This window comes from Zoogloea sp. (genome assembly GCF_028693495.1).
Lineage (GTDB): Bacteria > Pseudomonadota > Gammaproteobacteria > Burkholderiales > Rhodocyclaceae > Zoogloea.
This window is the reverse complement of record NZ_JAQUVG010000019.1, coordinates 1-13,223: the sequence shown is the minus strand read 5'-3', so window position 1 is coordinate 13,223 and position 13,223 is coordinate 1. Positions and strand designations below refer to the sequence as shown.

The window sequence follows — 13,223 nt, the reverse complement described above, 5'->3', positions numbered from 1 at the left end:
TCATAGGACATACCACTCGATCCACCCTAAAACACATGGGCATTTCTATCACGCCCCACGTCCCGGAAGCCTAAGATTCAACTGATGCAGCCATAAGTATTTCTGCAGACAGGGGATGGTCGTGATTGATGCCGCACTCCGGTTCCTGATGAATGAACTCAATGCCAGCTTGCGCCGGAGGCTGGGCACGCCGGTGGGAGACGCCGCACTGGGACCACTGGTAGACGACAAGGGCAGCTGGGCCTTTCCCGACAACACACTCCGCCTGACCCTGTTCCTGATTGAGGAGGAACGGATCACCCGAGCCCAGGTGCCCCGCCAGATTCTGGTGGACGGCCGCCAGGTCACCCTGCCACCGCCCCTGGCCATCACCCTGGTGGTACTCGTCTCGGCCCGCTTCACCCAGTACACCGTCGGGCTCCAGCATCTCTCCCTGGCCCTGCACTTCTTCCAGGCTCACCCCTTGTTTACGCCGGGCGACTTCCCTGCCATGCCCTCCGGCATGGACCGGCTCAGCATTGAGCTCCTCAACTATGGCCCCGAGCAGACCAACCAGATGTGGGCCTGCCTGGGTGCAAAGCACCTGCCCTCGGTGGTGTATCGCCTGCGCATGCTGCTGCTGACGGAGGATGTCCCCCAGGGCGTCAGCGTCCCGGTCACCGAAATCATCACCCGGAGCGGGCAAGCATGATCAGCCGCTGGCGCCTCCTGTGGACGGTCACCGTCAGCCATGCATTCCAGGGTGGCCCGTCCGCCGGACTGGGCTTTTCCATCCCCGAGTCCACCCGGACCACCCTGGCAGGGCTGGGAGGCCGCGTACGGGAGAGCGCGGGACAGCTGCAGGTGGCCCAGAGCCTGGATGAGGACGGGCAGCCCAAGGAGGGGTGGTCAGGACAGGCCCTCCTCTTCGGGCTGCACCCCCGGGATCCGAACTTCGAACGTTACACCCTCCTGCCCCCCTTGCCACGAACCGAAATTCCCCTGTTTGCCAACGAGAGCAGTCCGGACGACCTTCCTCCTCAACCCCGAGGCATCGAGCTCACCGGCCCGCACCCCTCGCTCCAGCCGCGGCTCGCCCAACGCCCCCTCCAGCTCCGCCTGTCCCACCCGGACGGAAAACCCGTGGCAGGCGTTCGCCTCGGGCCCACGGACGAACGCTGGCGCCCTCCCTTCCCACTGCCCCCGGGCGAATACCAGTTGGACGAGGACACAGGGAACGGGACGACCGCACGGCGCCAGCTGCTGGTGGACGCCGAACTGGCCTCCTGCCGCCCCTGGGGCCTGCTTCGCCTCCACGTCGCACCTGCTCACCTGTCCCTCCCCCACGGCCAGCTGTTTACCCTGAGCCTGGCCTCCCGTCCCGAACGTCTGCGCTACTACTTGGTGCTCACCCCAACGGATGACGCTGACCTGGCGAGCCTGTCTGTGGTGGACAACCGGCTGCCGCCACCGGCGGCCCCCGTCCTGTTCTCCCGCCGGGACGCTGCCGATTTCGATGAAAGCCACCTCAGCCCCATCCAGCTGGGCGCGGTGGATGCGCGCCGGGTCGTGCTGTTCGAGGCAATGACCGAGCTGCCCCGACAGGCCCGGGGGCCCCAGGGCTTCGAGCTGCATCGCCAGGAGGAAGTCCTGGTTGCCAACCTGCCGCAACCGGGCGCCGAGCGCAGTGACGCCCAGTTCGTCATCCACCTGAAGTAGCCCAGCGAAAAAGGAGCGAAACCACCATGCCCACTTACCGCACGCCCGACGTTTATGTCGAAGAAATCTCGGTATTTCCGCCTTCGGTTGCGGAAGTGGAAACCGCCGTTCCCGCCTTTGTCGGCTACACCGCCAGGGCCGCCCGGATCAGCGCCGGCGACCTGCACAACCTGCCCACCCGGATCACCTCGCTGCTGGAGTTCGAAAGCCTGTTCGGAGGGCCCCCGCCCCTGGAGCTGGAGCGGGTGGACCTGGATGCCGGCAACCGCTTCCAGAGCGCCAGCCTCGCCGCCACCAACACAAAATACCTCTACGACAGCATGCGTTTGTTCTTCGACAATGGCGGCGGCAAGGCGTGGATCACCTCGGTTGGTGACCTGGACGACAGCGTGGACAAGGACGCGATGATTGAAGGCCTGAAAAGGATCGCGACGGTGGATGAACCCACCCTCCTGCTCTTTCCCGATGCCGCAGGCCTGGATGCGGACGGCCTCGCTGCCGTGCAGATGGCGGCCCTCAACCAGTGCGGCAAGCTGGGCGACCGGGTCGCCGTGCTGGACACTCGACTGGCCACCAGCAAAACGGCCCACACCACCACAATCGGCGAATTCCGGGACCGGATCGGGATCAATCATCTCAAGTACGGTGCTGCATATGCGCCCTGGCTCAAGCTCAACTACCCGAAGAACGTCAACTACGCCGACCTGCGGGGCAAACTGCGCAAGGGAGGGGTTGCGATCAGCCTGAACGCACTCACCGGTGATCCGGCGATCGTGGCGGTCATCCAGGGACTGGAGCAGGCGCTGGCCGATGTGGCGGGCCTGCCCGCCCGCCTAGCCACGGTCAGCGGCAATCCGGCCCTGGCCATCTCCGACGCCTATGGCACCGCAGCCCTGGCCTACCAGGGCGATCGGAGCGTGGATACCCTTCAGGACTTGTTCGCCCTGGTATTCCGCATCGCACCGATGATCGACGCCATGGCGGCCGGGGCCGGAGCCTTCACCCACCCGGGCCTGCGGGGAGACGCCGGGCGGACCATCACCAACACCGTCCTGCCAGCCATGAGCGAGCTGATCGCCATCGAACGGGAACTGGAGGGCAAACTCACCGCTGCCGCCAGCTACACCCTGCAATACAGCGACGTAGGGGCCCTGATCCAGGCTGGCTGGTCCACCCTGTTTGCCGCCGGAGCGCCCGCCGCTGCTACGGCCATCAGCGGCGCAACCGATACCGAGCGTCTCAACAGTGCCTTCGCCCACATCCAGCGCCTGTTCGGCGGCATATCCTCCGCCCTGGCGGGCCTTGAAGAATCTGCTGCGGCCTACCGGGACAACGCCGAGGCCAACCTGCTCGAGAGCTTCGGCACTTACCGGGACATCGTACGCGGGGTAGGCAACACCCTCACCACCTGCCCCCCTTCTGGAGCGATCGCGGGAATTTACGCCCTCGTGGATAACCAGCGGGGCGTCTGGAAAGCCCCCGCCAACGTCAGCCTCACGGGGGTCATCGCACCCACCTACGCCCTTGACGGCGACGATACCGACAGCCTCAACGTGGATCCGACCGCAGGCAAATCCGTCAATGCGATCCGGGCTTTCGTAGGCAAGGGAACCCTGGTCTGGGGGGCCCGCACCCTGGCGGGCAATGACAACGAGTGGCGCTATGTGTCCGTACGGCGCTTCTTCAACATGGTCGAGGAGTCCGTCAAGAAATCCACCTACTGGGCGGTGTTTGAACCCAATGATGCCAATACCTGGGTCAAGGTACGCGGCATGATCGAGAGCTACCTGACCCAGAAATGGCGGGAGGGGGCCCTGGCCGGCGCCACCACCAAGGAGGCCTTTTTCGTGCGCTGCGGCCTGGGCACCACCATGAACAGTCAGGACATCCTGGAAGGACGCATGTACGTGGAGATCGGGATGGCCGTGGTCCGTCCTGCCGAGTTCATCATCCTTAAGTTCTACCACAAGCTCCAGACGTCCTGATGCCCGGAGCCGGGCCCGACCCTGAATGCGAAAGGAAACGTCATGCCCTCCCCTTATCCCTTGCCCGTCTTCCACTTCTCGGTCCAGTGGGGCGGCACCCGCATCGGCTTCTCGGAAGTCACCGGTCTGACCCAGGAAAACCAGGCTATCGAATACCGGGACGGCTTTTTCCCTGAATATTCATCGATCAAGATGCCGGGGCTGCGCAAGTTCAGCAACATCACCCTCAAGCGCGGGGTCGTGAAATCGGACAACGACTTCTTCAAATGGCTATCGACGATCAAGCTCAACACCGTCGAGCGCCGCGACCTGACCATTGCCCTGCTCAACGAAAGCCATGAGCCGGTCATGGTCTGGAAGGTGCACGCTGCCTTCCCGGTCAAGGTAGAAGGACCTCAGCTCAAGGCCAGCGCCAACGAGGTGGCCATCGAGAGCATCGAGCTGGCCCATGAGGGGCTGGATGTGCAGAACGATTGAGTCCGGACTGCCATCATGTACACACCGCCCGTCGGGTTCCACTTCAAGGTGGATGTCCTGGGGCTGGAGCATCCCCAGGACGACGATGTCCGCTTCACCGACGTGAGCGGCCTGTCCTTCGAGGTGCTTACCGAGGACGTGGCGGAAGGCGGGGAGAACCGCTTCATCCAGCGCTACCCGGTCCGGGTCCGGTATCCGGACCTGGTGCTCAAGCGGGGGCTGCTACGCCAGTCGGGCATATGGGACTGGATCCGGGACAGCATCGAGAACCTGGACATCCACCCAAGGAACGTGGACGTCACCCTGCTCAACGAAGCCCATGAGCCCCTGATCACCTGGCACCTGGTGGGTGCCTGGCCGGTCCGCTGGGCCGCCAGCGACCTCTCTGCCAGCAACAACGCGATCGTCGTCGAGACCCTGCAGCTGGCCTACCAGTACTTCACCGTAGACAAACCCTGACCTGGAGCCTGCCATGCCCCTGATCGTTGATGAAGTCATCATCGCCGTGGAGGTCGGTAACACCACCACCGGCGGAGCCCTCCCTCCCGCAGCACCAGACCCTGATCGTCAGGCCCTGGTTGCCGAGTGCGTCCGTCAAGTCCTGGACATCCTCCGCCAGGAGCAGGAAGCCTAGGGGAGCCTGTCATGCCGGAGCGCGGACAACTGGAATACCTGCGCATCGAGGCCTATACGGCGCCCGACTATGCGGGTACGGCCATCGCCACCTTCGTGGCCAGCGTCAACCCGGCCGAGATCAGCTTGTCCTACGAAATGGAATACGACAGCGGCCAGGGCGCCGGGACGACCGGGAGCCGGATGGATTTCAAGAAAATCAAACCGGGTGACCTGAGCCTGGCCTTCTTCATCGACGGCACTGGTGCCAACGGCCGGGCAGACGACGTGCAGCAGAAGATCGAGTCCTTCCAGGCCGTCACCGGTTACAACGGGGACATCCATCGTCCCAACTACCTCAAGGTCATGTGGGGCAGGCTGCAGGTCAAGCGCTGCGTCCTGAAGAGCGCATCGATTGCCTACAAGCTGTTCAAACCCAGCGGCATTCCCCTTCGGGCCGTCATCACGGCGATCTTCACCGACACTGCCGATGACCAGACCCGGGTGGCCCTGGCCCAGGACGCCTCCCCTGACCTGACCCATGTCCGCATCCTCCACGCCGGGCAGAACCTGGCAGCCCTCTGCGAGCAGATCTACGGCGACCCCCACTATGCCCCCCGGGTTGCCCGGGCCAACGGATTCGACGGCTTCCGGGACCTGCCTCCGGGCACCCGGGTGATCTTTCCGCCCCTGGAGAAATGAAATTAACGCCTCCCGCGCCCTCCCCATTCCCGCGGAACACCGGGAATTCACGATCAAGGTGAATGGCCATGCCGTGCCCCGCACCCACCAGCTGATGTCGGCCAGCGTTTCCAGCACGGCCAACCACATCGCCTGGGCACGGCTCGCCTGGCGGGATGGCGATGCCGCCAGCAGCGATTTTCCCCTGTCCGCCGAAGCCCTCTTCGTGGCCGGTGCCGAGGTGGAGATCCTCGCCGGCGGGACCCGTCCCGACCTGCTTTTCAAAGGACTGGTGGTACGGCAGCAGCTCAAGGTCCGTGCCGGTTCGGCACCCCAGTTCATCGTGGAGTGCCGGCATGCAGCCACCAAGATGAGCCTCAAGCGCCATAGTGCCACCTACCTGGACATGAGCGATGGGGACGTGGTCCGGCAGCTGTTCCAGGCGGCCGGGCTGTCCATCACCGTCGCCGACATGCCGCTGACCCACGACCATCTGGTCCAGTACGACACCACGGACTGGGACTTTGCCGTTACCCGGACCGAGGTACATGGCCAGCTGTTGCTGACCCGGGGCGAAACCATCGAAACCTGCAGCCCCAGCGCCAGCGCCCCTCCAGTGGCAACCCTTCAGTTCGGCGCAACACTGATCGAATTCGATGCCGAGATCGACGCCCGGGAACAGACCCAGGGTGTCCAGACCCTGACCTGGAGCCCCGCCGACCAATCCGTGCATACCCTGGACGGCAATCCAGCGAACTTCACCAGCCCGGGCAACCAGTCTGCCGACACCCTGGCCGCAGCCCTCGACATGGACGTTCTGGAACTCCGCCACACCCTGCTGCCAGACGAGGAAGCCACCGCTGCCGCCAGCGCCCGGCTGAGCCGCGCCCGCCTCAACCAAGTATGCGGCCGTGCCCTCTGCCTGGGTCTGGGCCAGGTCCTGCCCGGGGACGTGGTGACACTGGCCGGGGTCGGTGCCCGCTTCAATGGCCAGGCCCTGGTCACTGGCGTCCGCCACGAGATGGACACGCTGCAGGGCTGGCGGACCCACCTGCAGTTTGGGGGCGTGCCGGAAGACCCAGCCCGCCGGATGCGCCTGGAAACCCGCCGCACCACCAGCCTGCTGGCACCGGTCCCCGGTCTGCAGATCGGCATCGTCACCGACAACGAGGATCCTCAGGGGGAATTCCGGGTGCGGGTCCGCCTGCCCCTGGTGGATCCCGCCAGCGACGGCGTATGGGCCCGGGTGGCCACGGTGGACGCGGGCAACGACCGGGGACTGATGCTGCGGGCGGAGATCGGCGACGAGGTGGTGGTGGGCTTCTTCGACGAGGACCCGAGGGCTGCGGTAATTCTCGGCATGCTCCACAGCAGTGCCAAGGCCGCCCCACTGCCTCCCGGCAACGACAACCACGAAAAGCTGTTCAAGAGCCGCAGTGGCATCCGTATCCATATCGACGATGACAAGACCATCCTGACGGTCACCACTCCAGCTGGACAACAGATCGTCCTGGATGACGACCAGGGCTCGGTGCTGCTGGAGGACAAGAACGGCAACCGGCTCCTGATGGACAGCAGCGGCATCACCCTCGAGAGCTGCGATGCCCTGACGGTGCAGACCGCCGGCAATGCCTCCCTGGACGTGGGTGGCAGCGGCGAGGTCAAGACCGCAACGGGCCTCGGGATCGCGGCAGGAACCCAGCTCAAGCTCGAAGGCAGCGCCGGAGCCGAACTCACCAGTCCGGCGATCACCCAGGTCAAAGGATCTCTGGTCAAGATCAACTGAGGAGCACATCCACCATGTCCAGCGCCGCCCGTGTCACCGACAGCAGCACCCACGGGGGAAGCGTCCTCGGCCCGGGCGCTCCCACCGTCCTGATCGGAGGTCAGCCGGCGGCCGTGCTGGGGGATCTGCACAGCTGCCCGATGCCACCACCCCACCCTCCGGTCAGCCCCTTCGTCATGGCCAGCCCCACCGTGCTGATCGCGGGGCGGCCGGCCCTACGCACGGGGGACAGCTGTGCGTGCGGGGCCTCGGTTGCCGTGGGCGAACCCACTGTCCAGATCGGGTAAGCACCATGAACGACACACCCAGCTTCCTCGGCCGCGGCTGGTCCTTCCCACCCACCTTCAACCACGGGGGCGTCCGGATGACGGACGACGAGGACGACATCCAGGCCAGCCTGCAGATCCTCTTCGGTACGGCCCCGGGAGAACGCTTCCTGCAGCCCCGCTACGGACTGGACATACGGGAGCTGATGTTCGAGCCCTTCAGCACCACCCTGCGCAGCGTGCTCAAGGACCGCATCCAGACCACTGTGCTGGTCTATGAACCCCGCATCCGCCTTCTGGCGGTAGACGTGGACGACAGCCAGCTGCAGGACGGACAGATCCTCCTGCGGCTCGATTACCAGGTCCGCAGCACCAACTCCCGCTTCAATCTGGTCTTCCCCTTCTACCAGGGGGAAGCCACCGAAGCAGCCAGGGTCGCAGGACGGAGATAAGCCGCCATGGCCCCTGACGACCTCCTCGCCTGCCTGATCGCCACCACCGGCACCCGCCAGATGGATCGTCATCGTCCGGCCCTGGATCCGGCCTCGGCCCCCCTGGACGGCCGCGACAGCGCCGCCCTGCTGGCTGCAGCCCGGACCCTGGCGGGCCAGCTCAACTATTACGAAACCCGCCCCGACGCCCCCTCGGGCCACTGGCAGGACTTCTTTCCCTCCCCCACCGCAGGGGAGAGCAATGCCGCCTGGCACGCCCGCCTGGCCACCCTGGCCGGACACGCCCAGGGGCAGCTCCCCCCTCACCTGGCCTTGCTGATCGCCTTCCTGGCATGCGCAGGCCATCCGCGCCGCCAGCTTGATGAGCTGACCCGCCGTCATCGGGACTTCCAGGTGCAGACGGTACTGGGTTTCACCCCCCGCCCTCCCGTGGCCGACCGGGTGCACCTGCTGGCCGAACTCAAGAAAGGGACCGCCCCCACCGAGTTCGGCCTGTCCCTGCAGGCCTGTGCGGGGAAGGACTCCAGCGGGCGAGAACGCATCTACCGCCCGGTCCGCCCCGTGGTCATCGGCCATGCCCGGATCGCACGCCTGGCCAGCCTGCAGCGGGATGGAGACCGGCTGCGCTTTGCCCCTCTGGCCGACAGCGCCGACGGACTCGGCGCGCCCCTTTCCGCCGACACCCCCCACTGGCATCCCTTCGGCTCTCCGCTGCCTGGCCAGGAACCTCTGCCGGAAGCCCCGGTGGGCTTTGCCCTGGCCAGCCCTCTCCTGCGCCTGGCTGAAGGGGAACGAAAAATCGGCATCACCCTGGATCTCGACGGGCTCCCCACACACCTGGATGGGGCCCGGCTGGCAGCAAGCTTCGACGCCCGGCTCACCGGCCCGAAGGGCTGGCTCGGTCCCTATTCCCTGCAGCCCGCCGCATCCAGCGTCGGGGCCGGACGCTGGACCTTCAGCCTGACCCTGCCTGCCGATCAACCGGCTGTCGTGGATCACCAGCCGGCCCTTCATCCACAGGCCTTCCCCGCAGGCAACCCCGTCCTGCAACTGCTGCTGAAGGATTCGGCAGGCCATTTCTTCGGTCCTCTCTCCACCGTACAGGTGCGCCAGGTTTCCCTGAGCGTCCAGGTGGGTCAGATACAGACCCTCCTCCTGGAAAGTGAGCTGGGGCGCCTCGACCCGGGGAAAGCCTTCCTGCCCTTCGGGCCGCACCCCCAACCAGGATCAAGCCTCCACATCAGCTGTCCGGAGGCCCTCTCCAAGCGGGTATCCGAACTGACGCTTGAGCTCATCTGGCCAGACGCACCCGCCAGCCAGAGCGCCCTGAGCCAGCGTTACCAGCACTACTCCGGGCAAGACCGCCTCGCAGGGGGAGTGCTGGCCGAGGCCATCTGGATGGACACCCGGGGCGCCCAGCCGGCAAGCCTTGTGACCCTCGCCCCGGCCTCTGGCGGCAGGAGCCTGTTGCGTCTCAACCCCCGGGGGAGCGGCCATTCGGGTTACCACAGCCTGCCCGAGGAAGTCCGGCTCATGCGGATCGGTGGCCTGCGCGCCCGTCAATCCGCCCGCGCCCTGGGCCTGCGGCGTGTTGCCGCCTCCGCTGCACCAGCCACGCCCCCCCGGGCGGGCACCCTGAGCCTGAGCCTGCTCACCGACCTGCTCCACGGCGCCTGGCGCAGCGAAGCCGTCGCGGGTCTCCTGCGGGACCCACCCCAGGTGCTCCAGGAGCCCTGGACCCCACGCATCCAGTCCCTCCGCCTGGGCTACCGGGCAGAGGCCGGACCCAGCCGGCTGGATGAAGACAGCATGGGCAGCCTGACCGGCGCCGAGATCGCGTTCTTTCATGTGGATGCCCTCGGCGTTGCCCGGCAGCACCCCTGGCTCGGGGACACGGACGGCATCAGTCTGCTGCCACCTCACCGGGATGCGGGCGAACTACTGATCGGCCTCAGCAGCCTGACACCGGGCGACACCTTGAGCCTGCTGTTCCAGACAGCCGAAGGAAGCGCTGACCCCCAGGCCCGAGCCCAGGAACTCCAGTGGGCGGTGCTGGCCGACAACCGCTGGCAGCCTTTGCTGCCGGGCAGGCAGCTGCATCTGGACACCACCCGCCACCTGCGCACCAGCGGCATCGTCAACCTGACCATTCCGGCCGGCGCCAGCACCGACAACACCCGCCTGCCCGCTGACCTGCTGTGGCTGCGGGCGGCGATTTCTGCCAGCCCCGGGGCGGCCTGCCGGCTCCGGGGCGTTCACACCAATGCCATCGAAGCGGTTTTCGAGGACCGGGACAACGCCCCCGACCACCTTTCCACCCCACTGCCGGCGGGCGAGATCGGGAAATTCCTGGTGCCTCCGCCCACCCTGAAAGCCCTCATCCAGCCCTACGCCTCCTTCGGCGGCAGCCCCGCAGAAGACCCCGACAGCCTGGCCCTCCGGGCCTCCGAACGCCTGCGTCACCGCAACCGGGCCATCACCCCCTGGGATTACGAGCACCTGGTCCTGGACGCCTTTCCCGGCGTCGAGCGGGCCAAGTGCATTCCCCACGCCCTGCCGGGCGCCTGGTTCAGCCCCGGCTGCGTCACCCTTGTGGTGATCCCCGACCTGCGCCGGCGCAACGGCCCCGATCCCCTCCAGCCCCGGGTCGATCTGGACACCCTGGAACAGATTCGCGATCACCTGCTGGCCCGGGGCGGCATGGGACTCGATCGGGAGCGGCTGAGGGTCACCAACCCCCTCTACCAACCGGTGATCGCCGATTTCCGGGTTGCCCTGAAACCGGGGTATGCCTTCAACCATTACCGGGAGCACCTCAACCAGGCCCTCGTCCAGGTCCTCTCCCCCTGGGCCTTCGATGCCCGCCAGCCCCTGGACTTCGGGGGACGGGTGATCCGCTCGGCCCTGGTGGACTTCATCGAGCGGCTCCCCTGGGTGGACTACGTCACTGACTTCCGCCTTTCACTCGCCGAAGCAGGCGCACCGGACAGTGCCGAACTCGGCCCCGACCGGCCGGATGCCCTCCTCGTCTCGGTCCCCCTTCACCGGATTGCCGAGGTGACCCCATGAACGCCATCCCTCCATCCATCTCCCGCACCCCCGAAGACATGGCCCTGGATGCCCACGCCCTTTTCCAAGAAGGGCTGGTCCACCTGCGCCGGCTTGCAGGCAAGACCTGGACAGATCACAACGTCCATGACCCGGGAATCACCGTGCTCGAGCTGGCCACCTGGGCACTGGCGGAATTCGGCTACCGGGTCAGCCTTCCTCTGGAGGACCTGCTCTCCCCCCCTGACGGCGATCATCCAGCCCTTGACCGGCAATTTCACCGGGCCCGCCAGGTGCTGCCGGTACGCCCCTTCACTACCCTCGACTGGCGCAAGCGCCTGATTGATCTACCCGGCGTCAAAAACGCCTGGGTCGAGCCTGTGGCACCGGCTCCCCTCTACGCCGACCTGGTCCGGCGTCAGCTGTCCCGCACGCCTCCGGCTCACCCCCATTACCGGGAGGTCATCCTGCAAGGACTCTACCGGGTGCGGGTGGATTTCATGGACACCCTGGTCACCCTCGCCGAGCAGGCCCCGGTGCAGGAGGCCGTCCGCCATTGCCTGGAAACCCAGCGCAACCTGGGTGAAGACTTTGTCGCCGTGGAACCGGTCCCCACCCAACGTTTTGCGCTCTGCGCCGAAGTGGATCTGCAGGCAGACGCGGACGTGACCGAGACTGCCGCCCGGCTGCTTTTCGCTGCCGCCCGCGGCATCGCCCCCGCGGTTCCCAGCCACGCCCTGGCCACCCTGCAGCGCAGGCCCTGGCCGGACGGCCGGGCGCGCAGCGTGCAGGAAATCTTCGACGGCCCCCTGCTGGAGCACGGCTTCATTGATGAAACCGAACTGATTGCCTCCGAACTGCCCACCGAGCTCCACCTGTCCGATCTGATCAACATCCTGATGGATGTCCCTGGCGTGCGGGCCATCCCCGACATTCTGCTCACCCCCGTCGACCCGGACGGCACTCCCGGGAAGGTGACAACGCCCTGGCGGATTCCGGTGGCCAGCGGCCACCTGCCCCGCCTGGCCCTGGAGGGGGGCGGCACTCCTGCCGCCGGCCGCCTCACCTTCCGCAAGCGGGGAATGCCGGTGGCAGGCTGGGAACTGGCCCAGATACCGGCTCCGGTACGCGAACGCCTGCGCACCCTGCAGGAGGAGGCCCGTCAATCGGTGGAAAGCCCTTTCGCCGAAGACCTACCCCTACCTACCGGCCGCCACCGGGCCGTGGACGCCTACCGCAGCTTCCAGTTGGACTTCCCCGCCCTCTACGGTCTCGGTCCCGCGGGGCTGGCCGGCCCCACCGACCCCCAGCGCCAGGTCCAGGTGCTCCAGTTCAAGGCCTGGCTCACCTTCTTCGACCAGCAGATCGCCAATGACCTGGCCCTGCTGGGCCAGGTCCGTCACCGGCTGTCCGTCGCGCCCGAGGATCTGAACCGCATTGCCGGGCTGTTTTCCGGCCCCACGGAACAGTCCCGCGTCCTGGCTACCCAGATGGTCACCAGCATCCCCGGCTACGAACGCCTGTACGCCGCAGGAACCACCCCCGAGACCCTCGCGGCGCAGCAGGAATCTGCCGCCGAAGCAGTGACCCGCCAGCAGCGCCTGCTCAATCACCTGCTGGCCCGCATTGGCGAAGACTTCTCGGAGTACGCGGGGGTCATGGCCTCGGCCTTCGGCCATCCGGATCACCAGGTCATCGCCGACACCTGCCACTTTCTTGCCGACGCGCCCACCACGACCGCCCACCGGGCAGGCGCCTACGACCAGTCCTCCAGGCGCCCGGACGCCCTCTGGAACAGTCTCAACGTGAGCGGTCTGGAAATCCGTCTGGCCCGCCTGCTGGGCATTGCAGACTTCAGCCGGCGCAACCTGGGCGCCGTGTCCTACGACACCTACGCGGAGGTGGACGCCACTCCCGGTGACGAATTCCGCTTCCGGATCCTGCGCGCCACCGACCACAAGATCCTGCTCTCCTCCACCGGGAACTTCACCAGCCGGGAAGCTGCCCGGGCCCGGATGATCGAAGCCATCGAACGGGGCCAACAGACCCAGCCAGGGCACTACCGCATCCTGGAAGGCCGGGACGGACGCTTCTATTTCCGGGTCCTGGCCGCCGATGGACGCGTGCTGGCCCGACGGGTGGAAGGGTTTGCCACCCGTCAGGCCGCTGAAGACGCTGTCGCCGGGCTCTCCACCTACCTGAGGGAGCACTACAGTGG

General features: G+C 66.6%; 12 protein-coding genes. All 12 read left to right on the top strand.

Translation table 11 applies throughout. The features are described from left to right. Positions 1-115: 115 nt before the first annotated feature. On the top strand, positions 116-691 hold the full coding sequence (locus tag PHD22_RS05135; protein ID WP_299863243.1) for a DUF4255 domain-containing protein: 576 nt from the start codon (positions 116-118) through the stop codon (positions 689-691). Continuing rightward, positions 688-1,698, top strand: a complete 1,011-nt coding sequence (locus tag PHD22_RS05130; protein WP_299863240.1) for a hypothetical protein — start codon at positions 688-690, stop codon at positions 1,696-1,698. Before PHD22_RS05135 ends, PHD22_RS05130 begins: the two co-directional genes overlap by 4 nt. Before the next feature lie 26 nt (positions 1,699-1,724). After that, positions 1,725-3,683, top strand: a complete 1,959-nt coding sequence (locus PHD22_RS05125) for a phage tail sheath C-terminal domain-containing protein (protein WP_299863237.1) — start codon at positions 1,725-1,727, stop codon at positions 3,681-3,683. Positions 3,684-3,725: 42 nt separating this feature from the next. Beyond that, complete coding sequence (locus PHD22_RS05120; RefSeq protein WP_299863234.1) at positions 3,726-4,160, top strand: phage tail protein; 435 nt, start codon at positions 3,726-3,728, stop codon at positions 4,158-4,160. Positions 4,161-4,175: 15 nt separating this feature from the next. Next, positions 4,176-4,619: a phage tail protein gene (locus PHD22_RS05115; RefSeq protein ID WP_299863231.1), complete on the top strand. Its 444-nt coding sequence runs from the start codon at positions 4,176-4,178 to the stop codon at positions 4,617-4,619. A gap of 13 nt (positions 4,620-4,632) precedes the next feature. Further along, on the top strand, positions 4,633-4,794 hold the full coding sequence (locus PHD22_RS05110) for a DUF5908 family protein (protein WP_299863228.1): 162 nt from the start codon (positions 4,633-4,635) through the stop codon (positions 4,792-4,794). An 11-nt stretch (positions 4,795-4,805) separates the two neighbouring features. Continuing rightward, positions 4,806-5,474: a hypothetical protein gene (locus PHD22_RS05105; protein ID WP_299863225.1), complete on the top strand. Its 669-nt coding sequence runs from the start codon at positions 4,806-4,808 to the stop codon at positions 5,472-5,474. Positions 5,475-5,547: 73 nt separating this feature from the next. Further along, a complete protein-coding gene (vgrG, locus tag PHD22_RS05100; RefSeq protein WP_299863222.1) occupies positions 5,548-7,239 on the top strand; it encodes a type VI secretion system tip protein VgrG in 1,692 nt (563 codons plus the stop codon). Positions 7,240-7,253: 14 nt separating this feature from the next. After that, entirely contained in the window at positions 7,254-7,526 is a 273-nt protein-coding gene (locus tag PHD22_RS05095; RefSeq protein ID WP_299863220.1) for a PAAR domain-containing protein, read from the top strand. Between the two features lie 5 nt (positions 7,527-7,531). Next, positions 7,532-7,957 (top strand): GPW/gp25 family protein, encoded by a 426-nt coding sequence (locus PHD22_RS05090; protein ID WP_299863217.1) that lies wholly within the window; start codon positions 7,532-7,534, stop codon positions 7,955-7,957. Between the two features lie 6 nt (positions 7,958-7,963). Beyond that, a complete protein-coding gene (locus PHD22_RS05085) occupies positions 7,964-11,026 on the top strand; it encodes a hypothetical protein (RefSeq protein WP_299863214.1) in 3,063 nt (1,020 codons plus the stop codon). Beyond that, positions 11,023-13,223: YegP family protein (locus tag PHD22_RS05080; RefSeq protein ID WP_299863211.1), on the top strand; the 2,201-nt coding region annotated here is incomplete at its 3' end. The genes PHD22_RS05085 and PHD22_RS05080, both read left to right, overlap by 4 nt.